Genomic DNA, 26,689 nt, shown 5'->3' with positions numbered 1-26,689 from the left:
CGGCTCCCGCGCGGCGCTCTCGGGCCACTCTCCCCACAACCCGCCCGTGGCCCCCCCGGGGCTCGCCCCCCCCGGGCCCCCGGGGGGGGCGCACGCCCGTCACCGCCCGTTGCGCGCCAGGTCCCGGAAGGAGTCCCACACCCGGCTGACCAGCGCCGGGTGCGTCCGCAGGTCGATCACCGTGCGGGCCAGCGCCGCCGCCGAGGCCAGCATCGCCGTCCGGCCCCGGGGGCTCGCCGCCGCGGCGGCGAACTCCGGCGTGTGGTCCGATTCCTCCTCCGCCGCGATCGCGACGAACGGGTGGATCGCCGGGACGCGGATGCTGACGTCGCCGATGTCCGACGACCCCAGGTACACCCCCGGCACCGGCGGCGTCGCGTGGATCCCGGCCGCCGCCAGGTGCTCGGTGAACCGCTCCGACAGCACCGGGTTGTCGCGGAAGTGCGCGTACCCGCGCCCGAGGCGTTCGACGTCGACCTTCGCCCCGGTCGCCAGCGCGGCCCCCTCCGCGCAGGTCGCGACGTCGTCGGCCAGGCGGTCGAGCGCCTCGGTCGTCAGCGCGCGGAGGCCGAACCGGCCTTCGGCGCGGTCGGGGACGATGTTCGTCGCCTCGCCGCCGTGGGTGATGATCCCCTGGACGTGCGAGCCCGCGGGCAGCCGCTGGCGCAGCGCCGAAACCGCGCCGAACGCCTGGATCAGCGCGGCGAGGGCGTCGATCCCGTGCTCCGGGTCGCCGGTCGGGTGGGCGGCCCGCCCGTGGAACGTCACCTTCAGCTCCACCTGCGCGGTCAGCGGCGCCCACGACCACGAATGCACGCCGGGGTGGACCATCAGGGCCGCGTCGACGTCGTCGAAGACACCCGCCTCGGCCATGGCGACCTTGCCGCCGCCGCGTTCCTCGGCCGGGGTGCCCACCGCGAGCACGGAGCCCGGGACGTCCCCCAGCACCTCCTTGGCGGCCAGCGCGGCCCCCAGGCCGGCCGCGGCGATCAGGTTGTGCCCGCAGGCGTGCCCGAGGCCGGGCAGGGCGTCGTATTCGAGCAGCAGCGCGACGCACGGCCGTCCGTGCCCGGCGCGGGCCACGAACGCCGTGGGGAGCCCGGCGACCCCCGTTTCCACCTCGAAGCCGTCCGCGGCCAGCTCGCGCGTGAGCCGGTCGGCGGCGGCGTGCTCCTCATAGGACAGTTCCGGCCGCTCGTGCAACGCGGTCGCGACGGCCCACAGCCGCTCGTCCAGGTGCTCGATCCGCTCGTCGGCCCGCTCGTGCAGCTCTTCGTGCCACTCCATGCCCTCCGGGATACCCGCACCACGCACGGTCACACAACCGGGGGTGTTTCGCGCGGCTCCCGCGTGGCTACTCCCGCGCAATGGACCACAGCAAGGCACCGGTGCTCGAGGCGCTGCGCGACTACCACAGCGCCGGCTACGTCCCGTTCAACGCGCCCGGCCACAAGCAGGGCCGCGGCATCGATCCGCGGGTGCTGGAGGTCGTCGGCGCCGACGTGTTCCGCTCCGACGTCATCGCGCTCAACGGCCTCGACGACCGGCTGATGCGCCAGGGGGTGCTCGCCCGGGCCCAGGAGCTGATGGCCGACGCCGTCGGCGCAGAGCACACGTTCTTCTCGACGTGCGGCAGCTCGCTCTCGGTGAAGAGCGCGATGCTCGCCGTCGCCGGCCCGCACGAAAAGCTGCTGGTGCCGCGGCACGTGCACAAGTCGGTGATCTCCGGGCTGATCGTCAGCGGCGTGCGGCCGGTGTGGGTGCGCCCGCACTGGGACGCCGGGCAGCACCTGAGCCACCCGCCCGGCGTTCAGCAGTTCGCGGAGGCCTACGAGCGCGATCCCGACGTCAAGGGCGCCCTCGTGGTGACCCCGACCGACTACGGCACGGGCGGCGACCTGCGCGCGATCGCCGAGTGGTGCCACGACCACGACCTCCCGCTGATCGTCGACGAAGCGTGGGGTGCGCACCTGCCGTTCCACGAAGGACTGCCGCCGTGGGGGATGGACGCGGGCGCCGACCTCTGCGTCACGAGCGTGCACAAGATGGGCGCCGCGGTCGAGCAGAGCTCGGTGTTCCACCTGCAGGGCGACCGCGTCGACCCGAAGGTGCTCAAGGCGCGTGAGGACTTGCTGGGCACCACCAGCGCCAGCTCGCTGGTCTACGCCGCCCTCGACGGCTGGCGGCGGCAGATGGCCGAACACGGCCAGGAACTGCTGGAGGGCGCGCTGACGCTGGTGAAGTCGGTGCGCGGCCGGCTGGGCGAGCTGGGCGTGACGGTGCTGCACGACGAGTTCCTCGGCCCGGATCTCGCCGATTCGGTCGACCCGCTGAAGGTCGTGCTCGACCTGGACCCGCTGGGCATCAGCGGGTACCAGGCGGCCGACTGGCTGCGGGAGCACCAGCGCGTCACGGTCGGTCTGGCCGACCACCGCCGGATCGTGGCGCAGTTCAACCACTCCGACGACGACGGCACGGCAGCCACGCTGGTCGACGCGGTCGGCGCACTGGTGAAGGCCGCGCCGTCGTTCGAGCAGCCGCCGAAGGTCGACCTGCCGTCGCCGCGGGAAATGGAACTGGAAACGGCGATGCTGCCGCGCGACGCGTTCTTCGGCCCGGCCGAGCAGGTGCCCGTGGAAGAGGCCGCGGGCCGGATCGCGGCGGAGATGATCACGCCCTACCCGCCCGGGGCGCCCGGGGTGCTGCCCGGCGAGGTGATCACCCAGCCGGTGCTCGACTACCTGCGCAGCGGGCTCGCGGCGGGCATGCAGCTGCCCGACCCCGCCGACTCGGAGCTCAAGTCGATCCGGGTCGTCGCGAAGCAGTAACCGCGAAGGCGGCACTTTCACGTGAAAGTGCCGCCTTCGTGCGTCCGGGGGTTCGGGTGATCAGGCTTTGGCGCTCTTGAGGTCCAGCGGGTTCTTCGGCGCCTTCGGGCGGGCGTCGATCATCCGCTGCCCCAGTTCCTGCAGCTGCTTGCGGCCCATCGCCGAGCGGACCTCGGGGAACCACTCGTCCTCTTCCTCTTCGACGTGGTGGCGCACGTTCTCGGTGAGCACCGTGACCTTCGCGTCGAAGGTCTCTTCCTTCGGGTCCATGGCGAGCAGTTCGGACAGCATCCACACCACGACGTGGTGCTCCTCCACGCTCTCCAGGATGTGGTCCTTCGTCTCCGGCACGGCTTCGCGTGCCGCCGGGTAGAAGATCTCTTCCTCGATGTAGGCGTGGACGGTCAGCTCCTCGATGATCGAGTCGGCGATCCGGCGCTTCTCCTCGTACGCGTCCTCCCCCGCCTTTTCGAATTGCTTGAACAGCTTCTCCACGGTCTTGTGGTCGTTCTTGAGCAGCACGATCGCGTCGGTCGACATCGGTGTCCTCACGGTGTGGCCAGGTCTCGCAGGGCGGGCCTGGGCGTTCTTGGCGTGCGCCGGTTCTGCCCGGATACCCGCTCACCACGCGGGAAAACGCCGTTTGCCGGGATTGCCGCGCGGGTATTCAGCCGGTTCCCCGACCCCCCAGGAGCACACCGGTGAACGACCAGACGGGCGACGTGCTGACCTTCGGCATCGAAGAAGAGTTCTTCGTCGTCGATCGCCACGGCCAGCTGTCCCAGGCCGGCGACGACGTCGTCGACGCCGCCGAGGCTGCCGGCGACGAGCAGGGCGAGCTGCAGCACGAACTCACGCGCTCGCAGGCCGAGGCGGCCTCCGACGTCTGCCGGACCCACGCCGAAGCCCTGCGCCAACTGCAAGGCCTGCGCAGCGACCTGGCCGGCGCCGCCCGCCGGCGCGGGTACCGGCTGCTGCCCGCCGCATCACCGCTGCTGTTCGAAGCGAACCCGCCCGCCATCACGCCGAACCCGCGGTACGAGCGGATGGCCGAGCACTTCGGCGCGACCGCGCGGACGTCGCTCACCTGCGGCTGCCACGTGCACGTCGCGATCCCCGACAAGGAAACCGGCGTCCGGGTGCTGAACCGGATCCGGCCGTGGCTGCCCGCGCTGCTCACCGTGACCGCGAATTCGGCGGTCGCCGACGGCTACGACACCGGTTACTGCAGCTGGCGCTACCAGCAGTGGAGCCGGTGGCCGTCGGCCGGGCCGCCGCCGCACTTCGCGTCACTGGACGAGTACGAAAGCATCGTCGACGGGTGGCTGCGCGCGGGCTCGATCCTCGACCGCGGGATGATCTACTGGGACGTCCGGCTGTCGGAGAACCAGCCGACGCTGGAGTTCCGCATCGGCGACGTCGCCGCGACCCCGCAGGACGCGGTGCTGCTGGGTGTGCTGGCGCGCGGCCTGGTCGCCACCGCACTGGCCGACGACGGCCCGGCGCCGCGCCTGTCGAACGAGGTGCTGCGCGCCCAGCTCTGGCGGGCCTCGCGGGAAGGCGCCACCGGCTGCTGCCCGCACCCGAAGACGGGCGACCTGGAACCCACGAAAGCGGTGCTCGACGACCTGGTCGCGCTGACGGCTCCCGCGCTCGAAGCTGCCGGGGACCTCGACTTCGCGCGGGAGGGCACGGCCCGGCTGGCCGCCGAAGGCGGCGGCGCCGACCGGCAGCGGCGCCGGTTCGCGGAACGGGGCCGCGCCGAGGACGTCGTCGACCTGCTCGCAGGCGGCTAACGGCCCGTCCCCTGGAGGCGGTCGAGCAGTTCGAGCGCGCGGACCGCGGCCCGCGATCCGCCGGGATCGACGACCAGGTGGACGCCGGCCGCTTCCGCGTGCCGCTGCGCCCGCAGCAGCACGCGGATGCCCGCGGCGCCGAGGAACCGGACCTCGCCCAGATCGATCCGCAGGACGCCGGGGCGTGCCCGGAGGTGCTCGTCCAGCACCTCCGCCAGCCGGGCCATCGTGCACAGGTCGACCTCACCGGCGACCTCCACGACGACCGCATCGGCGCTCTTCCACCGGATCAGGCTTTCCAGGTCGCCGTCGGACGGGGCGCGGGGCGACGGCAGGCGGTGTACCCGCAGCCATTCGTGAGTCGTCATAGGGGCGAAGTACCCGTGGCGAGCTCACGGCGAAACAAGCCCGGGAATCCCGGTGCATTTCCGCGGCCGGAACGGGTATCCCCGCCGGACGCCCGTCCGGAAGGAGCCCGCCCATGGCCGACGGCCCGCCCACGATGGGTGTCGAAGAGGAGTTCCTCCTCGTGAATCCCCGCACCGGGCACGCGTCGCCGTGCGCGGAACCGGTGCTGGCCCGCTACCGCCACCACGGCCCGCTGCCCGACGGCGTCGGCGTGCACCGCGAACTGCGGCTCACGCAGCTCGAGGCCGTCAGTGGCGTCTGCACCACCGCCGAAGAACTCCGCCACCAGCTGACCGTCGCGCGCCGCGTGCTGGCCGGCGCCGCGGCGGCCGAGGACTGCGCCCTGCTGGCCACCGGGACGCCGGTCGGGCCGGGGCCGGCCACGCAGCCGCCCGCGAGCACCGGCCGCTACGCCGAGATCGACGCCGCGTACGGCGCGGTCGTCGCCGACTACGAGGCCTGCGGGTGCCACGTCCACATCGGGGTGCCCGATCCCGACACCGCGGTCGCCGTCGTCAACCACCTCGGCCGGTGGCTGCCCACGCTGCTCGCCCTGTCGGCCAACTCGCCGTTCGACCACGGGCGCGACACCGGCTACGACAGCTGGCGGATGGTGCTGCAGTCCCGCTTCCCCGGCTCCGGCGTCGCGCCGCACCTGCGGGGGCACGCCGAATACCGCCGGGCCGTCGAGACGCTGGTCGACTGCGGTGCGCTCGTCGACCCGGACCAGACGTTCTGGCTGGCCCGCCCGTCCGGCCGCTTCCCGACGGTCGAGTTCCGGGTCGCCGACACCGCGCTGACCGTCGACCACGCGGTGCTCCAGGCCCTGCTGAGCCGGGCGTTGGTGCGGCGGGCGCTGACCGACCTCGCCGAGGGCCGGGAGGCCGAGCCGCTGTCGCCGCAGGTGGCCGCCGCGGCCGTCTGGGCCGCCGCGCGCCACGGACTCGCCGGGCAGCTCGTGGGCGCCGCCGAGGAGACCCGGCGGCCCGCGTGGACGCTCGTCGACGAGCTCCTGGCGCACGTCCGGGAGTCGCTGGAGGAGAGCGGTGACCTGGCCGAGGTCCGGAAGCTCGTCGACGCGGTACGCGTCGACGGCACCGGCGCCGCCCAGCAGCGCGCGGTCGCCGGCCTCGGGACGGCGGCCGCGGTGCGGTGGCTCACGGCGGCGACCGTGCCCGTCGGGCATGGAACCCTGCTGACGGGGTAGCCGGGGTCATGACGACTTCCACCACTGCCGGGCCGGCCACCTTGCCGGCCGGCCGGGGCCCGCTGTCGGAGTCGGTGCTGAGCCTCCTCCTCCGCGAAACGCCGCGGGCGGACCTGGACTTCGACGGCCTCGCGGACGCCGACCCGCTCGGCGACGACCTCCAGCTGGCCCTGCACCTGTGCTACGAGCTGCACTACCAGGGCCTGCCCGGCGTGTCCCCCGACTGGGAGTGGGACCCGGAGCTGCTGCGCCTGCGCGGCGCGCTCGAGGCGCGGTTCCTCGCGGCACTGCGCGAAAACGTGGCGGGCGGCGACGACGTCACGAGCGAACTCGACGCCCTGCTGGTCGAGCCGATCGACGCCGAGGGCGTTTCGCACTACCTGCGCGACCACGGCGACTGGGCCCAGCTGCGGGAGTTCTTCATCCACCGCTCGATCTACCACCACAAGGAGGCCGATCCGCACGCGTGGGTGATCCCGCGGCTGCGCGGCCGCGCGAAGGCCGCGCTGGTGGCCGTGGAGTTCGACGAATTCGGCGGCGGCCGCGCGGAGTTCGTGCACGCGCGGCTCTACGCCGACCTGCTCGGCGCGGCCGGTTTGCCCGACGGTTACCTCGAGCTCATCGACCGCGTCCCCGGCACGATGCTCGCGGTGGTCAACATGATGTCGCTGTTCGGCCTCCACCGGTCGTTGCGGGGGGCCCTGTGCGGGCACTTCGCGGCCGCGGAGATCACGACGGCGCCGTCCGCCCAGCGGATGGACCAGGCCCTGCAGCGGCTGGCCGCCCCGGAGGCGTGCCGGTTCTTCTACACCGAGCACATCGAGGCCGACGCGGTCCACGAGCAGGTCATGCGCCACGAAGTGCTCGGCGACCTGCTCGAGCAGGAGCCCGAGCTGGCCGCCGACGTCGTGTTCGGCATCCAGGCGACCGAGTTCCTGGAGGGCCGCTTCGGCGAGCAGGTGCTGAGCCGCTGGAAGGCCGGGAAGTCCTCGCTGCGGGACTGAGCTGCGGGACCGACGCGCGGTGTCGGCCTACCGAGCGCCCCGGTAGGCCATCGTCGTCAGTCGTCCGGTTCGGCCGGCCAACTCACCCCCCGGACTGGCCAACTCACCCCCCGGAGTGGCCAACTCGCCGGCGTTCCCGGTGAGTTGGCTGCTGCGGGCGTTGAGTTGGCTGCTGCGGGCGGGCAGGAGGCGCCTCAGCGGTCCGCCGGGAGGCCATCGTCATCAGTCGTCCGGCTGCGTGCGCACCCGCTTGCGGTGGCTGGTGTCGCAGAAGGGGAACCGTTTGCTCCGCCGGCACGCGCACACCGCGACCACGAACCGGTCGGACCGCACGAGCTCACCCTCCGGAGTGGACAGTTCGACCGGGCCCTCCACGAGGACCGGGCCGCCCGGGACGACGGTCACGCGGCGGGGACCCCGCTCAGCGGTCGGCACGCAGCACCACCAGCTCCTCCATCCGCTGGCCCGGCTCGATCAGCCCGGCCGCCTCGAGGAACTCCGTCCGTCCGGACAGGACCGGGCCGAACGGGATCCGGGCGCGCCGCACCACCGATGCGCGCAATCCCTGCGCGGCCAGCATTTCCCGCGACTTGTCCACATCGGCCAGGGCCGAGTGGACCAGCAGCATGGTCCCGCCCGGGCGCAGCAGCGTGCCCGCGGCGGCGCACAGGGGGTCCAGCAGCGCGCGACCGTCCGGGCCGGCGTCCCAGCCCCGGGTGGACCGGACCGCCGGCGCCGGGGACGGCACGTACGGCGGGTTCGCGACGACGACGTCGAACGGGCCTTCGCGCAGCGCTCTGGAGAGGCCTCCCCGGCACGGGCGCACGGCGAGCTGCCGGACGAGCGCGTTGAGCCGCGCCGACGCCAGCGCCCGGCGCGAAAGGTCCACCGCCAGCACGGTTCCCGCACCGCGGCGGGCCAGGGTGATCGCCTGCGCGCCGGTGCCGGTGCACAGGTCGAGCGCCCGCGCGCCGGCCGGGATGGCCAGTTCGGCGATCGCCGAAGTGAGCAGGGCGGTGTCCTCCTGCGGGCGGTAGACGCCGGGCAGCCGCAGCATCCGCGGGGCGGCCGGCACGGGCGGGTGGACGACGGACCGGGCAGCCAAGGGGCCCGGGCGGACGGGTTCCGCCGACGTGGTCATCGGGGCCTCCTTCACTCGCCGCGGTCCCGGCGCGATCGCCGGCGGACAACCGCGTCGCCCCCGGCTACCCGGCGATCATCCCGGCAAACGCCGGTGGTTGAGCCGTACGCAGCGGGGTATCCGGTACGGAAAGGACCCCGAAGGAGGGACGACATGACGTCCGAAGAGCGCACGCAGCACCCGACCGAGCCCGCCGAAGGCGCGCGCGGAAACGACCCGCACGGCGACACGCCGGAGGCGCAGCGCGAGACGCTGCGCGGCGAGCAGGGCACGTCGGGCGGTGACGAACACGACGACAGCGACCCGCAGTCCGGCTGAGACGCGGGAGAAGACCGGCGGGGGTCGCGTTCGGACTGTCCGAACGCGACCCCCGTTCTCTCATGCCTCGGCGAACTCGAACGGCAGCGCGTCCACGCACGCCTGGTACTTCTGCACCATCTCGTGTTCGGTGTGCGCCGCGACGAACAGCTGGGCCAGCTCGAAGCTGTAGCTGTCCTGCTCGGGCAGGTCCGACAGCCGCTGCCCGGCCTCCGGCACGATCGAGATCCGGGTGCCGTCGATGCGGTCCTGCACCGCCGCGATCTCGGCGGGGGTCGGCACGCGCGTCACCACGCCGTCTTCGAAGCGGCGCAGGTACCACTTGGCGGCGATCTGGTAGGTGCCCTTGGTGGGACGGCGGCTGGGATCCTGGCCCAGGCCCAGGCGCACCATGATCTCGTGGTTGGCGACCCCGTCGACGAACTCGAACAGCTCGGCGTGCGACTGCGAGTGCCGCGGGTTGATCTCCAGCAGCGCCACCTGGCCCGACTCCGGGTCGCAGAAGAACTCCATGCTGAAGGTGCCGTTGTCGAAGCCGATCTGCTTCATCACCCGCTCGGCGACCTCACGCATCCGCTGGACGGGCTCCTCACCCAGCTGCGACGGGTACTGGTGCCGCAGGAAGGACGAGCTGTCCGGGTAGTTCACCGAGTCGAGGGCGCCGTAGACGACGACCTCGCCCCGGTGGACGTAGCCTTCGACGGCGGCCTGGACGCCGTGCAGCGCTTCTTCGGCCAGGCAGGCGGCGCCCCCGACCCGGGCGATCTCCGGCGGGAGCTCGACCTGGTCGAGCACGGAGCCGAACGGCTCCCCCACGCGGCCGACCCCGGCCCGGATCTCGGCGACGGCATCGGCGAATTCGGCGTCGTTCGCCGCCTTGAAAGCGAGCTCGGAGGAGAACGACTTGACCGGCTTGAGCCACATCGGGTAGCCGACGCCCTCCGGCGGGGCGGGTTCCTCGTCGTCGAGGTCCACGATGCCGAACTCCGGCAGCTCGTCGATCACCTTTCTCTGCTCGAGCCGGCTCCAGTACTTGTGCTCGCACTTCAGCACCGCCTCGAGCGAAACGCTGGGCAGGCCGTGACGGGCACACAGGATGGGCACGAGTGACGCGGCCGGGAAGTCCCAGTAGCTGACGATCGCGCCGATGTCGCCGTCGAACGCGTCGAGTTCGTGCTGCGCCGTCTTCAAGAGCGCTTCGAAGTCGATTTCACCGTGCTGCAGCTCTTCGGGGGTCAGCAGTCCGTGGAACCGGTAGCTCCCGGCCCACGGCAGGCGGTCCAGAACGCGCTGGTTCTCCTCGTCCAAGCCGATCACGAAGATGTCGGTACTCATGCGAACGGGCTACCCGACGCGCTGAGCGGCCCAAACGGGCCAGATGGCCCGTTTGGGCGGGGCCGCACCGGGCATCCGCAGGTATGACAGCCCTGCCCGAACCGCTTTCCCTGTGGGTCGAAACCGCCCCTGCCCCGGATCGCACCGGCGTGCCGGTGCCGGAATCCGCCGACGTCGCGGTGCTCGGCGCCGGCATCGCCGGGCTCACGACCGCGCTGCTGCTCGCGCGCGTCGGCCGGTCGGTCGTCGTGCTGGAGGCCGAGCGGGTCGCGGCCGGGGTGTCCGGTCACACCACCGCGAAGGTCAGCGCGCAGCACGGGGCGAAGTACGCCGAACTCACGTCCCGCCACGGCGCCGGAGCCGCGAAGGTGTACGCCGGTACCCAGTCCGCGGCGCTCGAGTGGATTGCCGCCACCTCGGCCGAACTGGGCATCGACTGCGATTTCACCCGAGCGGACAGCTACGTCTACACGACGCGGGAAAGCAGCGTGGACTCCCTCGAACGGGAGGCGGCCGCGGCGGCCGCGGCGGGCCTGCCGGCGTCCTTCACCCAAGACGTCGCGCTCGACGTGCCGGCGCTCGGGGCCGTCCGGACCACCGGGCAGGCGCACTTCCACCCGCGCCGGTGGCTCCTCGGCCTGGCCGCCGAACTCGAGCGGGTGGGCGGCACCATCGTCGAGCACGCCCGGGCGACCGCCCTGAACGGGCAGACCGTCCGCACCTCCCGCGGTGACGTCGTGGCGGGCGAAGTCGTCGTCGCGACCCACTACCCCGTGCTCGACCGCGGCCTGTACTTCGCCCGGCTCGACCCGGTGCGCGACCTCGTCGTCGCGGGCCCGGCGGCCGGGAACACCGCGCCCACCGGCATGTTCCTCGACGCCGACACGCACCATTCCGTGCGCGGGTACACCGAGCAGGGCACGCCCATGGCGATCGCCGGCGGCGAGCACTACCGCGTGGGCGCGCACGTCAACGTCGAACGCCGGTACCGGCGGCTCGCGGACTGGGCGGACGCGCACGCGGGCCTGCACCGGGTGACCTACCGCTGGTCCGCCCACGACATGTCCACGCCCGACCTGCTGCCCTACATCGGCCGCTACCTGCCCGGGACGAAGAACCTGTGGGTGGCCACCGGGTTCGGCCAGTGGGGCATGACCGGGGGCACGGCCGCCGGGCACGTGCTGGCCGCGCGGATCCTCGGCGAGCCGCACCCGGCCGCGGACCTCTACGACCCCAACCGCTTCGACGCGCGTTCCGTGCTCGGGGTGGCCCAGGACAACCTGACCGTCGCGAAGTACCTCGTCGGCGACCACGTCGCCGCGCTGTGGCGGTCGGAAAAGCTCGACGACCTGCGGCCCGGCGATGCCGAAGTCGTCCGCGTGGGCGGCGAGCTCGTCGCCGCCCACCGCGACGAGGCCGGCAAGCTGCACACCGTGGGCGCGCACTGCACCCACCTGGGGTGCCTGGTTTCGTTCAACGACGCGGAAAAGACCTGGGACTGTCCGTGCCACGGCTCGCGGTTCGGCGTCGACGGCGAAGTGGTGCAGGGCCCGGCGGTCCGCCCGCTGCGCCGCGGCCCGGAATGAGCCGGCGGCGCCCGCGGGAACCGGACTCCGCAGTCACCCGGACGCGAGCTTCTTGCCCGCGTCGTAGAGCAGGTGCAACGCATCGGCCACGCCCACGGCGGTCAGCACCGTGGCGGCCAGGCGCGTCACCCTCGGCGCGATCACCAGGCCTCCGGCCAGCCCGGTGCCGATCCACACGTTCAGGCAGAACGGACAGGACAAGAGCTCGCCCACGGCGTGCTCGACGTGCCCCCTTCCCGGCACCGACTCGTTCAGCTCGTCGTCACCGGCCGACTCTTCGTACCGGGTGAACGGCGCGCGCAACGGGCTGGTCACCGCATCCTTGGCCAGCAGCCGGCTGGCCTTGAACGTCGCCGCGCCCAGCAGGACCGTGTCGCCGAAGCCGATCCGGTTCGGGATCCGGGCACCGAGGGCGCGGCCGAGCAGCGTGAGCCCACCCACCAGTGCGCTGTAGGTGCCCATGACGCCCACGTAACCGGCCAGCGGCCGGTCCGCCTCGCCGGCGTAGCTGCGCTGAACCCGCTTCGCCTTCTCGGTGACTTCCTTGACCACGCTCATGCGTCCGCCGATCCTGGCTCGGAGACCTTGCCCTGCTGCTTCGCCTTGGCCTCGTCCGGCAGCACCCGCGAGGCGGCCGCCTGGAGCTTGTTCTTCGCACCGGCGACGACCTTGTCGTCCCCGGCCATCAGGGCGTCGAACCCGGCTTCCGCGACGTCGGCCGCGGGATCCTTGGGGCCGGCGCCGAGCTTCGTGTCCTGCATGTCCGCGCGCGCGAAGAACTCGGTGTCCGTCGGGCCCGGCAGCAACGCCGTCACGGTCACGCCCTTGTCCTTCACCTCGGCGCGCAGGCCCTCGGAGAACGACGTCAGGAACGCCTTCGACGCGGCGTAGACCGCCTGGTACGGCCCGGGGGACGTGCCGGCGATCGACGAGGTGAACAGCACCCGGCCGTGGCCGCGGCCGACCATGCCGGGCACGACGCGCTTGGCCAGGTGCACGGCCGAGCGGACGTTCAGGTCGACGACCGTCAGCTGGTCCTCCAGGAGGGTGTCCCCGGCGAACTCGCCGTTGACGCCGACGCCGGCGTTCACGGCCAGTGCTTCCACCGGGCGGTCCGCGAGGTGCCGGACCAGCTCTTCGACCCCGTCCGGGGCGGCGAGGTCGGTGCGGACCGCCTCGACCTGCGCGCCGCACGCGCGGACCTCGTCCGCCGCCGCGGCGAGCTCGGCGTCCTCGGCGGCCAGCACGACGTCGAATTCGTGCCGGGCGAACTGCTTCGCCAGCTCGAGGCCGATGCCGCTCGACGCGCCGGTGACGACGGCCAGCGGCCTGGTTGCGGTGGTCATCAGTACTCCTTCCGTGCTTTCCGGCTGGCTACCCACCGCGCCGGGGCGCAATCATGGTTTCCCGGTACGCCGGGCGGGTATTTCGCGGCGGTGGGACGCATCAGACTCCGCCGCAGTGACCTGCGCGGCCCCGGCATCAAGCGGATCCGCCGCGGCCGCGGGTTCTCCTACGCCATGCCCGACGGCTCGCCGGTGACCGACGCCGAGCTCCTCGAGCGGATCAAGGGGCTGGTCATCCCGCCCGCGTGGCGGAACGTGTGGATCTGCCCGTACCCGAACGGGCACGTCCAGGCGGTCGGGACCGACGACGCCGGGCGGCGCCAGTACCTCTACCACGAGCAGTGGCGGCGGGACCGCGACGAGGAGAAGCACGACCGCGTGCTCCAGATGGCGCGCCGGCTCCCCCAGTGGCGCACCCAGGTCGAGGCCGACCTGGCGGTCGGCGGCCTGACCCGCAAGCGGGTGCTCGCGGCGGCGCTGCGGATGCTCGACCGGGGCATCTTCCGCACCGGCGGCGAGGAATACGCGGAGGAGAACGGCACCCACGGCGTCGCGACGCTGCTGCGGGAGCACGCCGCGGTCCGCGGCGACGAATGCCGGTTCTGCTACGTCGCCAAGGGCGGCCTGGACCGCGAGGTGGCGATCTGCGACGCGGAGCTGGCTTCGGTGCTGAAGTCGCTGCTGCGCAGCCGGTCCGGCAGCGACCGGCTGCTGGTCTACCGCGAGGGCGGCACGTGGCACGAGGTGCACGCGGCCGACATCAACGAGCGGTTCAAGGAGCTGGCGGGCGAGGACTGCACGGCCAAGGACATGCGGACCTGGAACGCGACCGTGCTGGCGGCGACCGCGTTCGCCGTGGCGGACCCGCCGACGTCGGAGACGGCCCGCAAGCGCGCCGAGGCGAAGGTGATGAAGGAGGTCTCGAAGGCGCTCGGCAACACCCCGGCGGTCTGCCGGTCGTCCTATGTGGACCCCCGGCTGGTGGAGGCCTACCGCGCCGAGCGGACCATCGCCCCCGCCCTCAAGCGCGCGGCGCGGCTCGAGGGCGACGAGGCCCGGGCGGTGCTGGAGAAGGCCTGCGCCCGGCTGCTCAAGGCGTCTTGACGAGTTCACCGATGGACATCACCCGACCGGGGAAGCCAGTCGGCCCGCAAGCGGCAGGAGGCACGGTGAGTGAACGTCAATCCATCCGAACGTGTACTGGCCCGCGACCGTGCTCGTCCGGGAGCCTGGGGACGATGACTTCCGAAGCCTCCCCCGTGCGCTGGCGCGCGTCGATCGGCCTCGCCGTCGGCGGCGACGGCCCGGTCTCGAGCATCGTCGAGTCCGACCACGGCAGCGAAGGTTCCGCGCGGGAGTGGATCGAGCGGAAGCTGCCGCGGACGAGGTTCCCGGCGTGGATCCCGGCCGCGCGCCGCAGCGACGGCATCGAGCTGTTCGGCCGGGTGGCGCGGGGCCGGATCGTGACGGGCCGGCTGGTGCCGACCTGGGAATCGGACGCGAGCACGGCGGTGTGGCACGCCGACCGGGCCGGCGATCACGTGCAGTGGCGCCGCTGCCCGGCCGACGGCCGCTGAAGCCTCGGAACGCTGAAGTCCGGACCGGGCGGCCACCGAACCCGTGGTCAGACCGCGTCCACGTCCGCGCGCAGCAGGCAGAACTCATTGCCCTCCGGGTCCTGCAGCACCACCCATGACTCCTCGCCGGTCTGGCCGACGTCCGCCGGGCGCGCTCCGAGGGCGGTCAGGCGGGCCAGTTCGGCCTCCTGGTCCGTGCCCGCCGGGCTCACGTCGAGGTGGAGCGGGAGCTTGCCGCGGCGCGGGTGGTCCGTGCGGGCCAGGATCAGCGTCGGCGGGCCTTCGCCGAAGCGGGCGTCGGCCGGGCCCAGCGCCAGGCCGTCCGGCTCGTGGCCGATCACCTCGTAGCCGAGGACCGCGCACCAGAACTCCGCCAGCCGGTCCGGGTCGTGGCAGTCCAGCACGAGTTCGGTGATCCGGCAGGCCATCCGCTCACTTCCGTTCCGACTCGGCCACCGCCGCGGCTTCGTCGTCGTCCATCGCCTTCGTGTCCCGCGGCGGCAGGAACGGCTCCTCCTGGTCGTCCGCGTGTCCCGCCTCGATCGTGCGGCCGCGGGCCAGTTCCGCGTCCAGCTCGGCCCCCAGCAGGATCGCGAGGTTGGAGATCCACAACCATACAAGGAACACGATCACCCCGGCCAGGGAACCGTAGGTCTTGTTGTACGAACCGAAATTCGCGAGGTACAGCGCGAATCCGCCGGACGCCAGCACCCACAGCACCACGGCCAGCAGCCCGCCCGGCGTCAGCCACTTGAACGACGGCTGCCGGACGTTCGGCCCCACCCAGTACAGCAGCGCGAACGCCACGCTGACCAGCACCGCGATCACCGGCCACTTCGCGATCTCCCACACCAGGACCCCGGTCGAGCCGAGCCCGATCAGGTCGCCGAGCCGGCGCGCGACCGAGCCCGTCGCGACCACGCCCAGCGCACACACCGCCAGCAGCACCACGATCGCGACCGTCAGCACGACGCGTAGCGGGACGACCTTCCAGATCGGCCGGCCCTCGGGCATGCCGTAGATCGCGTTCGACGCCCGCATGAACGCGCCGATGTAGCCAGACGCCGACCACAGCGCGCCGAGCAGGCCGAGGATCGCCAGCGGGCCCGCCAGGCTCCGCGAGCCCGTCAGCTCCTTGATCGCGCTGACGATGATCTCCTTGCCCTGGCCCGGCACGAGCTGGTTGACGTTGTCGATCACGGTCTGGATCTTGTCCGGGCCGAGCAGGCCGAGGATCGCGGTGAGCACGATGATGCCCGGGAAGAGCGACAGCACGCCGTAGTAGGTGAGCGCCGCGGCCCAGTCGGTCAGGTTGTCCCGGTTGAACTGCTTGAAGGTCCGTTTGAGCACGCCGCCCCAGGTTCGCTTCGACAGCTCGCCCGGTCCGTCGGTTTCTTTCTCTCGTCTGGCCACCGTCGGTACCTCCTGCTCCGTTCCGGCGGGCATACCCCGTCCGGGAGTGGGTATGCCTCTTTGGCCACCGGAAGCAGGAGGAAGCCGTGCCCGAAGTCAGCCGTGTGATCGACGTACCGCCCGACGCCGTCTTCGCCGTGCTGGCCGACGGCTGGCTCTACGGGGGGTGGGTGGTCGGCAGCTCGCACATCCGCGCCGTCGACGACGACTGGCCCGCGGTGGGCTCGCGGATCCACCACAGCGTGGGCCCGTGGCCGATCCACATCCAGGACGTCACCGTCGTCCGGGCGGTCGAGCCGGGCCTGTCGCTGTCCTTGGAGGCCCACGGCTGGCCGCTGGGCGCCGCCGCCGTCGGCCTGACGCTCGTCCCCCACGGCGACGGGCAGACGCTGGTCCGGATGACCGAGCACATCACCCGCGGGCCCGGCAAGGTGCTCCCGGAGGCGGTGCAGGCCCTCATCGCCAAACCGCGCAACACGGAGTCCCTGGCCCGGCTCGCCGACCTCGCCATGGGCAAGCACGCCCGCGCCCAGCACGGCCACCCGAGCCCGTAGGCCGCGCCCCGCGCCTTCCCTGCTCGTGTGGTCAAGCCGCTCACGAGCGGACCTCAGCCGCAGCGCGCCCCGGCGGACCGCCCGTATCCCGGCGCCCCAGCGGCCTCAGCCGTAGATCGCCCGGTGGGCCGCCCGGATCACCGCCGCGTATCCGCCGCCCAGCATCCCCGCCCGGGCCATCGCCGCGCGGGCCGCGTTTGCTCCCGGGCCGCCGTGGACCGCTCCGCCGGGGTGGGCCGATGCGCCCGCCAGGTACAGCCTGTCCACCGGGGTGTCCGCGCGGCCCGTGCCCGGTACCGGGCGGAAGAACAGCTGCTGGTGGATCGCCGTCGTCCCCCCGTTGATCGCGCCGCCGACCAGGCCCGGGTTGTGGCCCGCCAGCTCCGCCGGTCCCTGGGGGTAGCGGGCCTTGATCAGCTTCGTGAACCCCGGCGCGTTCGCCTCGACCAGCTCCTCGATCCGCTTGACCCGCCGATCCAGCGCCGCCCGGTTCTCCACCGTGCCGCGCGGCACGTGCGTGTACGCCCACGCCGCCTCCGTGCCCGCCGGCGAGCGCGTCGGGTCGCTCGTGGTCATCTGGCCGAGCAGCAGGAACGGCCGGCGGGGGGTCCGGCCGCGGGCGAGCTCGCCTCCGAACGCCGACAGCCCGTCGAGGTCCGTTCCGAGGTGGATCGTGCCCGCGCCGCGCGCTCCTTCGGCCGTCCACGGGATCGGGCCGGACAGCGCCCAGTCCACCTTCACCGTCGCGCTGTCCCATTCGAACTTGCCGAGGTCCTCGACCATCCGGGGCGGCAGCCACTCCTCCCCCACCAGCTCGCGGTACAGCACCGGGGCCGGCACGTCGGCGAGGACGGCCTTGCGCGCCCGCACCGGGTCGCCGTCGGCGTCCCGCACCCCCAGCGCCCGCCCGCCGCCGACGAGGACTTCCCGCACCGGACGTCCACGGTGGACCGTTCCGCCGCGCGACTCGAGCCGGCGGACCAGCGCCGCGGCCAGCTCGCCCGCGCCCCCTTCGGGCACGGGGAAGCCCTCGTCCTGGCCGATCATCGCGAGCAGCCAGCCGAACACCGCGCTGCCGGCGTTGTCGACCGAAAGATCGCTGTGCGCGGAGTTCCCGGCCAGCAGCAGCTTCGCGCCTTCGCCGGCGAACAGCTCGTCGCCGAAGCGGCGTGCGGGCAGCGTCAGCATGCGTGCCAGCCGCAGTGCGTCGCCGGTTCCGGTGCGGCGCAACAGCTTCAGCGCCGGACGGACCGGCGGGAACGGCGTGAACAACGCGTTCAGCAGCGGCTCGCGAACCTCGCGCCACTGCTCGAACAACCTCCGCCACGCGTCTCCGTCGCCTGGGGCGAACTCGTCGGCCGACGCCGCCGTGCGGTCGATGTCCCGCGAAAGCACCGCGCACCGGTCGTCGGGCAGCACGTGCGCCAGTACGTCGGGCGCGTGCCGCCAGCGCAGGCCGTGCTCGTCCAGCCGCAGGCCCCGGATCACCGGCGACACCGCCGAAAGCGGGTAGAAGGCGCTGAACAGGTCGTTGCGGAAGCCCGGCGCGGTGACTTCGGCGGTCCGGACGGCACCCCCGACGTGCTCGGTCGCCTCCAGGACCAGCACCGACCAGCCCGCGTCGGCCAGGAGGTTCGCCGCCACCAGGCCGTTGTGCCCGGCACCGATCACCACGGCGTCGACGGCTTCCGTACTCACTCCGGCCTCCCGGCTGGTCAGGCTTGCGACTGGTGGCTCGGCCCGACCCGGGTGAGGGAGCGGAGCCGGGCCAGTACCCCGTCGCGGCGCGGCGGGGCCAGGGGCGGGCTCGCCGCTCCCGCGCCCGATCGGAGCCCGGCGACCAGGTCGGCGAGCGCGGCCGCGGCGTCATACCGAGGTTGCCAGCCCAGCGCCGTCTCCGCCAGCGTGGTGTCCCCGAGCGCGGCGCGGTCGGCCAGCTCGAGCCAGCCCGGGTGCACCGGCAGCACCCCGCCCAGCCAGGCGGCCCGGATCGCGAGCTGCACCGCCGGCTTCGGCACCGGAACGCGGGTGCCACCCAGGACACCGGCCAGCGCGTCCGCGTCGAGCACCTCCGGCGCGGCCAGGTTGACCGCGCCGGTGAAGCCCTTGCCGAGGATCAGCCGGATGGCTTCGGCGACGTCGGTGGTGTGCACCACCTGCGCCCGCAGGTCCGTCCACAGCGGAACCGGCAGCCGCCGCCCGCCGACGAGGTGAGCGGGCACCGCCGGGCCGAGCAGCCAGCGCGCGAACTCCCCCGCCGCACTCCGGTGCAGGATCGCGCACGGCCGGATCCGGGCCACCCCGACCTGCGGGTACTCCTCTTCGAACCGGTCCACCAGGGTTTCCAGCGCGGCCTTGCCGCGGCTGTAGGCGCTGCCCGCGATGCCGTCGCACGGCCAGTCCTCGGCCACCTTCTCCCAGCGGGGCGCCGGCCCGTAGGCGGCCACGGACGAGGCGACGACCAGGTGCGGCACGCGAGCGCCCGCCGCGGCGGCGAGGACGTGCCGGCTGCCTTGGTCGTTGGTGCGCCACATCGGCGGGTCGCCGCGCACCGGCGAGATCGCCCACGCCAGGTGGACGACGGCGTCCGCGCCCGTGAACACCTCGGCCAGCTCCTCCTCCGCGCCGGGGAGGCCGATGTCGACCGCCCGCCAGGCCGCCCGGCGATAGGGCTCGGCCGTGGTGTCGGGCAGCCGTCGCGCGAGCCCGACCACATCGTGGCCGGGCTCGAGCGCGTCCAAAAGTGCCGTTCCGACGTTCCCGGTGGCCCCGGTGATCACGATGCGCACCCGAAAGGCTTACCCGGTGTCGCAGTCGCGAAACTCAGTGACAACCGGGGGCTTCGCCCCGGGCCGGGGGCTTCGCCACCCGGACCCCGAAAGCTCAGACCAGGTCACGAGGAATCCGCCGATGCCAGTTCCGCGAGACGATCCGCCGGGCCCCGTCATAGCCGTCGAGCTGCGCGTCGATGACGAACTCGGTATCGGTGCACGAGACGCGCGTGCGGGTCTCGCTGCGCGCCACCCAGTCACCGCGCGCGAAGGTGACGTCCCACGTGGTTTCCGCCACCGGGGAGCAGAAGTCGTCGGCGACCCAGCTGTAGCGCTCGCGGACGTCCCGGGTGACTTCCAGGTCGAGGTCGTCGTAGCGGACGGTCCCCGCGTTCTTCACGATGTCCAGCGCCGACCGGTAGTCGACGAGGTCACGCGAGACCGTCCAGCGCTGCTCCCCCGGCGTCACGGCCGTCACGGACATCGGCGGCGCGCCCTCGGGTTCGCCGAACGGCCGGGCCGGCAGCTCGTCCGGCTCGGCGACCGGGCGCACCGGCAGCTCGAGCGCGCTGCGTCCGGTGTGGACACTCAGCAGCACCGGGGTCGGCGGCGGCCAGGCCAGCGGCCAGTACGACGTCGACAGCGACAGCCGGATCCGGTGCCCGGCCGGGAAAGCCTGCGCAACGGCGTTCAGCTCGATCTCGACCGGGCAGCGCTCGCCCGGCTCCATCGGCGACGGCTCGTCGTGGCCGTCGCGGTGGGTCAGGTTGAGCAGCCCGTAGGTGACGCGCGTGGCCCGGCCGTCCGGGGCGACGTCGGACAGGCGCGCCGCCACCATCGCGACCGGCTGGTCCGCCGAGACCTCCAGCCGCACCTTCGGGGAGCCGAGGATCTCGCAGCGCTCGGTGAGCACGTCGGTGTCGAACACCAGCGACCCGCCGTCCTCTTCGCGCTGGTCGTAGGGCAGGTCCGGCGGCGCGCTGTAGGACGCCCACTTCCCGGAGAACTGCCCGACCGACAGCGGCGACGAGACCGTCAGCGCCTCGTCGGGCACCGTCTCCCCCGGCCGCGCGAGGCGGTGCGGGGTCAGCGGCAGCTCCTGCGGCTCGACGTGCGGCGACGGCCAGGTGGCCTCCCCGACCCAGCGGCCGGGGCGGTCTTCGTAGGACGTCGACGGCGGCACGCTCTCCTGCATCCAGGTGCGCAGCATCGGCCCCTCCATGGCGCCGTTCTCTTCCCCGCGCAGCCAGTGGTCCCACCACCCGACGACTTCCTGGAGGTAGCCGATCGCCGGGCCGGGCTCGCCGAGGTGCGGGTACTTGTGCGACCACGGGCCGATCAGCCCGCGCCGCGGCACGTCGAGGTGGGCCAGCAGCCGGATCACGGCGTTCGAATAGCCGTCGGCCCAGCCGCTCGACGCCAGCACCGGCACCTGGACGTCGCTGTAGTTCTCCGACACCGACGCGTGCCGCCAGTAGTCGTCCCGGCGCTGGTGGCCGAGCCAGTTCTCGATCCACAGGCTGCAGCCGTCCAGCCGCTCCCGCCACATCTCCCGCCACCGCTCGCCGACGACCGCCGGGTCGGGCGGCAGCGTGGCGTAGGCGAACATCGTGCCGGACTCGGCGACGTTGTCCGACAGCAGGCAGCCGCCCATGTAGTGCATGTCGTCGGCGAAGCGGTCGTCGGTGAACGACGAGATCACGATCGCCCGCAGGCTCGGCGGCTTCCGCGCCGCGACCTGCAGCGCGGCGAACGCGCCCCACGAAATCCCCATCATCCCGGTATCGCCGGTGCACCACGGCCGGGCCGCGATCCACTCGAGGACTTCTTCGGCGTCGAGCTGCTCGCGTTCGAGGTACTCGTCGGCCAGGACGCCCTCGGACTCGCCGGTGCCGCGGATGTCCACGCGCACGCAGGCGTACCCGTGCCCGGCGAGGTAGGGGTGGTGGATGGAGTCGCGGGGCGCGGTGAGGTCCCGCTTGCGGTAGGGGATGTATTCGAGGATCGCCGGCACCGGATCGGTGTCCGACGAGACCGGCCGCCAGATGCGGGCGGACAGGACGGTCCCGTCGGACATCGGGATCCGGACGTGGTCTTCCTCGGTGATTTCGTACGGCAGCGAGGTGACGGCTCGCAAGAGCAACTTCCTCCCGGGGTTACGCGTTGGGCTGCAGCAGGATCTTCTGAGCGCCGTCGAGCTTCTTCTGGAAGATCTCGTACGCGCGGGGCGCTTCGGCCAGCGGCAGCTTGTGGGTGGCGAAGCCTTCGACGCCGAGCGGGTCGCCGTCGCCGGTGAGCACCGGCATGATGGCGTCCAGCCAGTGCCGGACGTTGGCCTGGCCCATCCGCAGCTGGATCTGCTTGTCGAACAGCTCCATCATCGGCATCGGGTCGACCATCCCGCCGTAGACGCCGGACAGCGAGATCGTGCCGCCGCGGCGGACGCTGTCGATCGCGGCGTAGAGCACGCTCAGGCGGTCGATGCCGGCCTTCTCGGTGATCTTCTCGCCGAGCGGCTGCGGCAGCAGCCCGACGAGGGTGTGCGCCAGCTTGCCGACCGGGGCGCCGTGCGCCTCCATGCCGACCGCGTCGATCACCGAGTCCGCGCCGCGCCCGTGCGTCAGCTGCCGGATGGAGTCGCCGATCTCCTTGTGGTCACGCGTGTCGAGCGCGGTGGCGCCGTGTTCGCGGGCCCGGGCGAGGCGCTCGGGCACCAGGTCGACGCCGATCACCTGGCCGGCCCCGCGGTGCCGCGCGATCCGGCAGGACATCTGCCCGATCGGGCCGAGCCCGAAGACGACGACCGTGCCGCCCTCCGGGACGTTCGCGTACTCGACGGCCTGCCAGGCGGTCGGGACGACGTCGGAGAGGTAGACGAACCGCTCGTCCGGCGGGCCGTCCGGGACCTTGATCGGCCCGTAGTGGGCCTGCGGCACCCGCAGGTACTCGGCCTGGCCGCCCGGGACCTGGCCGTAGAGCTTGGTGTAGCCCAGCAGCGAAGCGCCCTTGCCGTGCTGCTTGACCTGGGTCGTTTCGCACTGCGACTGCAGGCCGCGCTCGCACATCCAGCAGTGGCCGCACGAGATGTTGAACGGGACCACCACGCGGTCCCCCGGCTTGAGGTTCTTCACCTCCGGCCCGACCTCTTCGACGACGCCCATCGGCTCGTGGCCGAGGATGTCGCCCTCGGTCATGAACGCGCCCAGCACCTCGTACAGGTGCAAGTCGGAGCCGCAGATCCCGCTCGAGGTGACCCGCACGACCGCGTCCGTGGCCTCCTCGATCTTCGGGTCCGGCACCTCTTCGACGCGGACGTCGCGTTTGCCGTGCCAGGTCACTGCCTTCATGGCTCTCCCTTTCCGCGTGCGGCTGTCTCCGCCCCGGCTTCCCCCGGGTAGCGGCGGACAAACCCGCCGGGCTCAGGTGAGGGCGTCCGCCACCAGGTACACGCCCGCGGCCACGAGGGCCGCGGCGGGGAAGGTCAGGACCCAGCCCAGCACGATGTCCCGCGCGATGCCCCACCGCACGGCCGACAGCCGCCGGGTGGCGCCGACACCCATGATCGCCGCCGTGATCACGTGCGTCGTCGAGATCGGCGCCTTCACCGCGAACGCCGTGACGTACAACACCGACGACGCCACCGACTCGGCGACGAAGCCGTGCGGCGGGTCGAGCGGGAACACCCGCCTGCCGAGCGTCCGCATGATCCGCAGGCCACCCGAATAGGTGCCGAGCGACAAGGCCGCGGCGCACAGCAGCGTCACCCACAGCGGGACGGCGAACGTCGACTGCTCTCCCGCCGCCACCAGCGCCAGCACGATCACGCCCATGCCCTTCTGGGCGTCCTGCAGGCCGTGGCCGAGCGCGAGCGCCGACGCGGAGACGATCTGGAGCCGGCGGAACACCCGGCCGCTGCGGTGCGGGTTCGCGCGGCGCAGCAACCACAGCGCCCCGACCATCGCGAGGTAGCCGAGGCCCAGCCCGAGCAGCGGGGACGCCACCATCGGGATCAGCACCTTTTCCCCGATGCCGGCCCAGTGCACGGTGCTCGCGGCGGTCAGCGCGGCGCCGACCATCCCGCCGATCAGCGAGTGCGATGACGACGACGGGAGCCCGAAGTACCAGGTGATCAGGTTCCACGTGATGGCCCCGGCCAGCGCGGCGAAGACCACGGTGAGCGCGTCCGGCCCGGGCGGGACGTCGATGATCCCCTTGGCCACCGTCGCGGCGATGCCGGTGGACAGCAGCGCGCCCGCGAGGTTCATCACCGCCGCGAGCACCAGCGCGGCGCGCAACGTCAACGCGCGCGTCGACACCGCGCTGGCGATGGCGTTCGCCGCGTCGTGGAAGCCGTTGGTGTAGTCGAAGACCAACGTCAGCACGATCACGGTGACCAGGGCGGCCGTGCCCGTCACTAGGACTCCTTGACGGCGATGGTCTGCACCACGTCGCCGATGTGCTCGAAGGCGTCGGCGGCCAGCTCGAACTGCTCGACGACCTCCTTGGTCTTCAGCACCTCGAGGGCGTCGCCGCCCGGCTCGAACAGGTGGGCCAGCATCCGGCGGTAGATGCGGTCGGCCTCGTTCTCCAGTTCGTTGATCTCGATCCAGAACGGCTCGAGATCGCCGACCTTGGCCAAGCCGGGCATCGAGGCGGCCGTCAGCTCGGCGGCGCGGGACAGCACCCGGATCAGGAGATCCGTCCCCGGCGGGAACGCGTCGATGCGGTAGAGCACGGCCAGGTCGGCCGCGGTGTCCATGAAGTCCAGCACGTCGTCGATCTTGGCGGCGAGGGCCTGGATGTCCTCGCGGTCGAACGGCGTCACGAACGAGCTGTTGAGCTCCACCATGATCGTGTGGGTCAGCTCGTCACCCTGGTGCTCCACCTCGTGCAGGCGCTTCGCGAGCGCTTCCCGTTCACCGGGCTCCGCGACCACCAGGTCGCTCAGCAGCGCCGTCGCGGTGACCAGGTTCGCCGCCGCGTCGGTGAGCAGGTCGAAGAACCGGGTGCCCCGGGGGGTGAATCGCATGGACGTCCCTTCGTCAACGCACGACGTTCGCCGCCGGGTACCCGCTCCGGCGGCACGTTTAACTCGCGATCTCCGGGAAATCATGACTCCATGACCACTCCCGGATCCCGGCGCCTGAGAGTACTGCTCTGGCACGTGCACGGCTCGTGGGCCGACGCTTTCGTCCGCGGACGCCACGACTACCTCGTGCCGGTTTCCCCCGACGGCGCGCCCTGGGGCCTCGGCAAGGCCGGGCGGAACTGGCCTTCGGTGACCGAAGTACCGCTCGACCGGCTCGCCGAGGCCGAGCCCGACGTCGTCGTCCTGCAACGCCCGGAAGAGCTGGACCTCGTAGCGCACCTGGGCGTGCCCGCCGTCTACGTGGAACACAACGCGCCCCGGCCGTACGCCGCTTCGAGCGAGCACCCGCTCGCCGGGCGGTCCGACATCACCGTGGCGCACGTGACCCACTTCAACGCGACGATGTGGGACTGCGGCCGCGCGCCGGTGACCGTCGTGCCGCACGGCATCCCCGATCCGGGACCGCGCTACACCGGTGAGCTCGCCGCCGGCGTGTCGATGATCAACGAGCCGGTGCGCCGGCGGCGCGTCACCGGCGCGGATCTCCTGGACACGCTCGCCGGGGCCGCCCCCGTCGACGTGTTCGGCATGGGCACCGGGGAGCTGACCGCACCGCTGCGCGGCCGGGGCGACGTCCCGGCGCCCGCGCTGCACGACGAGATCGCCCGCCGCCGCGTCTACCTGCACACCGCCCGGTGGACCTCGCTGGGGCTGTCCCTTTTGGAGGCGATGCACCTGGCGATGCCGGTCGTCGTCTTCGCCGCCACCGAGGCGGTCGAAGCGGTGCCGTCCGACGCGGGCGTGCTCTCCACCGACGTCTCGGTGCTGGCGCGGGGCTTCCGCGAACTGGTGCACGAGCCGGACTTCGCGGCGCTCGCCGGCAAGAACGCCCGGGAGCACGCCCTCAAACACTACGGGCTGAACGCCTTCCTGACCGCTTGGGACCACCTCCTCGCCGAGACGGCCCGTTGACCCGAAGGGACCACTGTCGATGAAGATCGCGATGGTGTCGGAGCACGCCAACCCGCTGGCCGCGCTGGGCGAGGCCGACGCGGGCGGCCAGAACGTCCACGTCGCGGAGCTGTCGGCCGCGCTGGCCCGGGCGGGCCACGACGTCACCGTCTACACGCGACGGGAGAGCCGGGAGGAGCCACCCGAGGTCTGGACGTCCCAGGGGTACCGCGTCGTGCACGTGCCCGCCGGCCCGGCGCGCAAGGAGCCGAAGGACCACCTCCTGCCCTACATGGGCGAGTTCGGCAGCTTCCTGCGGGACCGGTGGGCGGCCGAGCGGCCCGACCTGGCGCACGCGCACTTCTGGATGTCCGGCCTCGCGACTTCGTTGGCGGCGAGCGCGACCGGGACGCCGGTGACCCAGACCTTCCACGCCCTCGGCGTGGTCAAGAAGCGCTACCAGGGCGACCAGGACACCAGCCCCGCCGACCGGATCCGCCTCGAGCGGATCATCGGCAGGCAGGCCGGCCGCGTGATCGCCACCTGCTCCGACGAAGTCTTCGAGCTGTCCCGCCTCGGCGTGCCGCGGTCGCGGATCTCGATCGTCCCCTGTGGCGTCGACCTCGACCGGTTCACCCCGGACGGGCCGGTGGCCCGCCGCCGGCTGGCCCACCGGCTGGTCGCCGTCGGCCGGCTGGTCCCGCGCAAGGGGTTCGACACCGCGATCACCGCGCTCGCTCAGCTGCCGGAGACCGAGCTCGTCATCGCCGGCGGCCCCGAGCGCGGCAAGCTGTCCCAGGACCCCGAGGTGGCGCGGCTGCGGCAGCTGGCCGACCGGCTCGGCGTCGGCGGCCGCGTGCGCTGGCCCGGCCAGGTGTCGCGGGAGCACATGCCTGCCCTGCTGCGCTCGGCCGACGCCGTGGTGTGCACGCCGTGGTACGAGCCGTTCGGGATCGTGCCGCTGGAAGCGATGGCCTGCGGCGTCCCGGTGGTCGCGGCCGCGGTCGGCGGCCTGACCGACACCGTCGTCGACGGCGTGACCGGGCTGCTGGTCCGCCCGCGCCAGCCGAAGGAACTCGCGTCCCGGCTCCGGCGGCTGATCGACGACCCGGCCCTGTGCCACGCCTACGGCACCGCGGGCCACGACCGCGCGGTGGCCCGCTACTCCTGGGACCGCGTCGCCGCCGACACGCTGCGCGCGTACCACAAGCTGGTCCCGGAAACGGCGATCACCGCCGAAGCCCGCTGACCGTAGCTTTCACGTGAAAGCTACGGGCCCGGGGGGCGCGGGGGCGGGGTGGCGGGGGCCCGGGGCGGGCGGGGGGGGGCGTCGGGTGTGGAGAAGGCGGCACGCCAATGACAAAG

General features: G+C 72.9%; 27 protein-coding genes. 11 read left to right on the top strand and 16 right to left on the bottom strand.

The window, feature by feature from the left end; all coding sequences use genetic code 11:
* Positions 1-99: 99 nt before the first annotated feature.
* Complete coding sequence (locus AB0F15_RS40360) at positions 100-1,287, bottom strand: amidohydrolase (protein ID WP_360282334.1); 1,188 nt, start codon at positions 1,285-1,287, stop codon at positions 100-102.
* Between the two features lie 80 nt (positions 1,288-1,367).
* Between AB0F15_RS40360 and AB0F15_RS40355 the strand changes: the two genes are divergently transcribed.
* Entirely contained in the window at positions 1,368-2,828 is a 1,461-nt protein-coding gene (locus AB0F15_RS40355; protein WP_360282332.1) for an ornithine decarboxylase, read from the top strand.
* A 60-nt stretch (positions 2,829-2,888) separates the two neighbouring features.
* On the opposite strand, the gene AB0F15_RS40350 is transcribed toward AB0F15_RS40355, so the two are convergent.
* Positions 2,889-3,368 carry a hemerythrin domain-containing protein gene (locus AB0F15_RS40350; protein WP_360282330.1) on the bottom strand — a complete coding sequence of 160 codons (480 nt, stop codon included), beginning with the start codon at positions 3,366-3,368 and terminating at the stop codon, positions 2,889-2,891.
* A gap of 161 nt (positions 3,369-3,529) precedes the next feature.
* Here AB0F15_RS40350 and AB0F15_RS40345 point away from each other — a divergent pair, with 161 nt between their 5' ends.
* The gene (locus tag AB0F15_RS40345) at positions 3,530-4,624 is read left to right on the top strand and encodes a glutamate--cysteine ligase (protein WP_360282328.1); all 1,095 of its coding nucleotides are present in this window, start codon (positions 3,530-3,532) and stop codon (positions 4,622-4,624) included.
* Here AB0F15_RS40345 and AB0F15_RS40340 read toward each other — a convergent pair.
* Positions 4,621-4,992, bottom strand: a complete 372-nt coding sequence (locus AB0F15_RS40340) for an STAS domain-containing protein (protein WP_360282326.1) — start codon at positions 4,990-4,992, stop codon at positions 4,621-4,623. The genes AB0F15_RS40345 and AB0F15_RS40340 overlap by 4 nt on opposite strands.
* A 113-nt stretch (positions 4,993-5,105) precedes the next feature.
* On the opposite strand from AB0F15_RS40340, the gene AB0F15_RS40335 reads away from it, so the two are divergent.
* Both AB0F15_RS40335 and AB0F15_RS40330 read left to right on the top strand, forming a co-directional pair.
* A complete protein-coding gene (locus AB0F15_RS40335) occupies positions 5,106-6,239 on the top strand; it encodes a glutamate--cysteine ligase (RefSeq protein WP_360282324.1) in 1,134 nt (377 codons plus the stop codon).
* Between the two features lie 8 nt (positions 6,240-6,247).
* Positions 6,248-7,243, top strand: coding sequence for an iron-containing redox enzyme family protein (locus tag AB0F15_RS40330; protein WP_360282322.1), 996 nt, complete (start codon positions 6,248-6,250; stop codon positions 7,241-7,243).
* A gap of 222 nt (positions 7,244-7,465) precedes the next feature.
* On the opposite strand, the gene AB0F15_RS40325 is transcribed toward AB0F15_RS40330, so the two are convergent.
* Both AB0F15_RS40325 and AB0F15_RS40320 read right to left on the bottom strand, forming a co-directional pair.
* Positions 7,466-7,678 (bottom strand): CDGSH iron-sulfur domain-containing protein, encoded by a 213-nt coding sequence (locus tag AB0F15_RS40325; RefSeq protein WP_360282320.1) that lies wholly within the window; start codon positions 7,676-7,678, stop codon positions 7,466-7,468.
* Positions 7,665-8,384 (bottom strand): methyltransferase, encoded by a 720-nt coding sequence (locus tag AB0F15_RS40320; RefSeq protein ID WP_360282318.1) that lies wholly within the window; start codon positions 8,382-8,384, stop codon positions 7,665-7,667. The genes AB0F15_RS40325 and AB0F15_RS40320 overlap by 14 nt, the downstream gene beginning before the upstream one ends.
* 153 nt (positions 8,385-8,537) lie before the next feature.
* Between AB0F15_RS40320 and AB0F15_RS40315 the strand changes: the two genes are divergently transcribed.
* Positions 8,538-8,702, top strand: coding sequence for a hypothetical protein (locus tag AB0F15_RS40315; protein ID WP_360282316.1), 165 nt, complete (start codon positions 8,538-8,540; stop codon positions 8,700-8,702).
* 60 nt (positions 8,703-8,762) lie between these two features.
* On the opposite strand, the gene AB0F15_RS40310 is transcribed toward AB0F15_RS40315, so the two are convergent.
* The gene (locus AB0F15_RS40310; protein ID WP_360282314.1) at positions 8,763-10,037 is read right to left on the bottom strand and encodes an ATP-grasp domain-containing protein; all 1,275 of its coding nucleotides are present in this window, start codon (positions 10,035-10,037) and stop codon (positions 8,763-8,765) included.
* Positions 10,038-10,120: 83 nt separating this feature from the next.
* Here AB0F15_RS40310 and AB0F15_RS40305 point away from each other — a divergent pair, with 83 nt between their 5' ends.
* Positions 10,121-11,623 carry an FAD-dependent oxidoreductase gene (locus AB0F15_RS40305; protein ID WP_360282312.1) on the top strand — a complete coding sequence of 501 codons (1,503 nt, stop codon included), beginning with the start codon at positions 10,121-10,123 and terminating at the stop codon, positions 11,621-11,623.
* A 33-nt stretch (positions 11,624-11,656) separates the two neighbouring features.
* On the opposite strand, the gene AB0F15_RS40300 is transcribed toward AB0F15_RS40305, so the two are convergent.
* Complete coding sequence (locus tag AB0F15_RS40300) at positions 11,657-12,181, bottom strand: DUF1360 domain-containing protein (protein WP_360282310.1); 525 nt, start codon at positions 12,179-12,181, stop codon at positions 11,657-11,659.
* A complete protein-coding gene (locus AB0F15_RS40295; RefSeq protein WP_360282308.1) occupies positions 12,178-12,969 on the bottom strand; it encodes an SDR family NAD(P)-dependent oxidoreductase in 792 nt (263 codons plus the stop codon). Before AB0F15_RS40295 ends, AB0F15_RS40300 begins: the two co-directional genes overlap by 4 nt.
* Before the next feature lie 90 nt (positions 12,970-13,059).
* Between AB0F15_RS40295 and AB0F15_RS40290 the strand changes: the two genes are divergently transcribed.
* On the top strand, positions 13,060-14,073 hold the full coding sequence (locus tag AB0F15_RS40290) for a DNA topoisomerase IB (RefSeq protein WP_360282306.1): 1,014 nt from the start codon (positions 13,060-13,062) through the stop codon (positions 14,071-14,073).
* 134 nt (positions 14,074-14,207) lie between these two features.
* Entirely contained in the window at positions 14,208-14,546 is a 339-nt protein-coding gene (locus tag AB0F15_RS40285; RefSeq protein WP_360282304.1) for a hypothetical protein, read from the top strand.
* A 47-nt stretch (positions 14,547-14,593) separates the two neighbouring features.
* Here AB0F15_RS40285 and AB0F15_RS40280 read toward each other — a convergent pair whose 3' ends face one another.
* Positions 14,594-14,974 (bottom strand): VOC family protein, encoded by a 381-nt coding sequence (locus tag AB0F15_RS40280; RefSeq protein ID WP_360282302.1) that lies wholly within the window; start codon positions 14,972-14,974, stop codon positions 14,594-14,596.
* Positions 14,975-14,978: 4 nt separating this feature from the next.
* Positions 14,979-15,992, bottom strand: coding sequence for a YihY/virulence factor BrkB family protein (locus AB0F15_RS40275; protein WP_360282300.1), 1,014 nt, complete (start codon positions 15,990-15,992; stop codon positions 14,979-14,981).
* 53 nt (positions 15,993-16,045) lie between these two features.
* On the opposite strand from AB0F15_RS40275, the gene AB0F15_RS40270 reads away from it, so the two are divergent.
* Positions 16,046-16,513, top strand: coding sequence for an SRPBCC family protein (locus AB0F15_RS40270; protein WP_360282298.1), 468 nt, complete (start codon positions 16,046-16,048; stop codon positions 16,511-16,513).
* A gap of 105 nt (positions 16,514-16,618) precedes the next feature.
* On the opposite strand, the gene AB0F15_RS40265 is transcribed toward AB0F15_RS40270, so the two are convergent.
* From AB0F15_RS40265 to AB0F15_RS40240, 6 genes are all read right to left on the bottom strand, one after another.
* Positions 16,619-18,211: an NAD(P)/FAD-dependent oxidoreductase gene (locus AB0F15_RS40265; protein ID WP_360282296.1), complete on the bottom strand. Its 1,593-nt coding sequence runs from the start codon at positions 18,209-18,211 to the stop codon at positions 16,619-16,621.
* Positions 18,212-18,228: 17 nt separating this feature from the next.
* On the bottom strand, positions 18,229-19,302 hold the full coding sequence (locus AB0F15_RS40260; RefSeq protein ID WP_360282294.1) for an NAD-dependent epimerase/dehydratase family protein: 1,074 nt from the start codon (positions 19,300-19,302) through the stop codon (positions 18,229-18,231).
* 94 nt (positions 19,303-19,396) lie between these two features.
* Positions 19,397-21,421: a CocE/NonD family hydrolase gene (locus tag AB0F15_RS40255; RefSeq protein ID WP_360282292.1), complete on the bottom strand. Its 2,025-nt coding sequence runs from the start codon at positions 21,419-21,421 to the stop codon at positions 19,397-19,399.
* 19 nt (positions 21,422-21,440) lie between these two features.
* On the bottom strand, positions 21,441-22,631 hold the full coding sequence (locus AB0F15_RS40250; protein WP_360282290.1) for a zinc-dependent alcohol dehydrogenase: 1,191 nt from the start codon (positions 22,629-22,631) through the stop codon (positions 21,441-21,443).
* 72 nt (positions 22,632-22,703) lie between these two features.
* On the bottom strand, positions 22,704-23,699 hold the full coding sequence (locus AB0F15_RS40245) for an inorganic phosphate transporter (protein ID WP_360282288.1): 996 nt from the start codon (positions 23,697-23,699) through the stop codon (positions 22,704-22,706).
* A complete protein-coding gene (locus AB0F15_RS40240; protein ID WP_360282286.1) occupies positions 23,699-24,313 on the bottom strand; it encodes a DUF47 family protein in 615 nt (204 codons plus the stop codon). Before AB0F15_RS40240 ends, AB0F15_RS40245 begins: the two co-directional genes overlap by 1 nt.
* 90 nt (positions 24,314-24,403) lie before the next feature.
* On the opposite strand from AB0F15_RS40240, the gene AB0F15_RS40235 reads away from it, so the two are divergent.
* Both AB0F15_RS40235 and AB0F15_RS40230 read left to right on the top strand, forming a co-directional pair.
* Entirely contained in the window at positions 24,404-25,345 is a 942-nt protein-coding gene (locus AB0F15_RS40235; RefSeq protein ID WP_360282284.1) for a glycosyltransferase, read from the top strand.
* Positions 25,346-25,364: 19 nt separating this feature from the next.
* Positions 25,365-26,573 (top strand): glycosyltransferase family 1 protein, encoded by a 1,209-nt coding sequence (locus AB0F15_RS40230; protein ID WP_360282282.1) that lies wholly within the window; start codon positions 25,365-25,367, stop codon positions 26,571-26,573.
* Positions 26,574-26,689 lie beyond the last annotated feature (116 nt).

It is taken from the genome of Amycolatopsis sp. NPDC026612 (genome assembly GCF_040638285.1).
Classification (GTDB): Bacteria; Actinomycetota; Actinomycetes; order Mycobacteriales; family Pseudonocardiaceae; genus Amycolatopsis.
The sequence above is the reverse complement of the archived record's forward strand: the minus strand, read 5'-3'. Positions and strand labels throughout refer to the sequence as shown.

Bases quoted from the DNA above. Each gene is read 5' to 3' on its own strand.
- AB0F15_RS40360 (WP_360282334.1), bottom strand. From the start codon at position 1,287: ATGGAGTGGCACGAAGAGCTGCACGAGCGGGCCGACGAGCGGATCGAG.
- AB0F15_RS40355 (WP_360282332.1), top strand. From the start codon at position 1,368: ATGGACCACAGCAAGGCACCGGTGCTCGAGGCGCTGCGCGACTACCAC.
- AB0F15_RS40350 (WP_360282330.1), bottom strand. From the start codon at position 3,368: ATGTCGACCGACGCGATCGTGCTGCTCAAGAACGACCACAAGACCGTG.
- AB0F15_RS40340 (WP_360282326.1), bottom strand. From the start codon at position 4,992: ATGACGACTCACGAATGGCTGCGGGTACACCGCCTGCCGTCGCCCCGC.
- AB0F15_RS40335 (WP_360282324.1), top strand. From the start codon at position 5,106: ATGGCCGACGGCCCGCCCACGATGGGTGTCGAAGAGGAGTTCCTCCTC.
- AB0F15_RS40330 (WP_360282322.1), top strand. From the start codon at position 6,248: ATGACGACTTCCACCACTGCCGGGCCGGCCACCTTGCCGGCCGGCCGG.
- AB0F15_RS40320 (WP_360282318.1), bottom strand. From the start codon at position 8,384: ATGACCACGTCGGCGGAACCCGTCCGCCCGGGCCCCTTGGCTGCCCGG.
- AB0F15_RS40315 (WP_360282316.1), top strand. From the start codon at position 8,538: ATGACGTCCGAAGAGCGCACGCAGCACCCGACCGAGCCCGCCGAAGGC.
- AB0F15_RS40310 (WP_360282314.1), bottom strand. From the start codon at position 10,037: ATGAGTACCGACATCTTCGTGATCGGCTTGGACGAGGAGAACCAGCGC.
- AB0F15_RS40305 (WP_360282312.1), top strand. From the start codon at position 10,121: ATGACAGCCCTGCCCGAACCGCTTTCCCTGTGGGTCGAAACCGCCCCT.
- AB0F15_RS40300 (WP_360282310.1), bottom strand. From the start codon at position 12,181: ATGAGCGTGGTCAAGGAAGTCACCGAGAAGGCGAAGCGGGTTCAGCGC.
- AB0F15_RS40295 (WP_360282308.1), bottom strand. From the start codon at position 12,969: ATGACCACCGCAACCAGGCCGCTGGCCGTCGTCACCGGCGCGTCGAGC.
- AB0F15_RS40285 (WP_360282304.1), top strand. From the start codon at position 14,208: ATGACTTCCGAAGCCTCCCCCGTGCGCTGGCGCGCGTCGATCGGCCTC.
- AB0F15_RS40280 (WP_360282302.1), bottom strand. From the start codon at position 14,974: ATGGCCTGCCGGATCACCGAACTCGTGCTGGACTGCCACGACCCGGAC.
- AB0F15_RS40275 (WP_360282300.1), bottom strand. From the start codon at position 15,992: ATGCCCGCCGGAACGGAGCAGGAGGTACCGACGGTGGCCAGACGAGAG.
- AB0F15_RS40250 (WP_360282290.1), bottom strand. From the start codon at position 22,631: ATGAAGGCAGTGACCTGGCACGGCAAACGCGACGTCCGCGTCGAAGAG.
- AB0F15_RS40240 (WP_360282286.1), bottom strand. From the start codon at position 24,313: ATGCGATTCACCCCCCGGGGCACCCGGTTCTTCGACCTGCTCACCGAC.
- AB0F15_RS40235 (WP_360282284.1), top strand. From the start codon at position 24,404: ATGACCACTCCCGGATCCCGGCGCCTGAGAGTACTGCTCTGGCACGTG.
- AB0F15_RS40230 (WP_360282282.1), top strand. From the start codon at position 25,365: ATGAAGATCGCGATGGTGTCGGAGCACGCCAACCCGCTGGCCGCGCTG.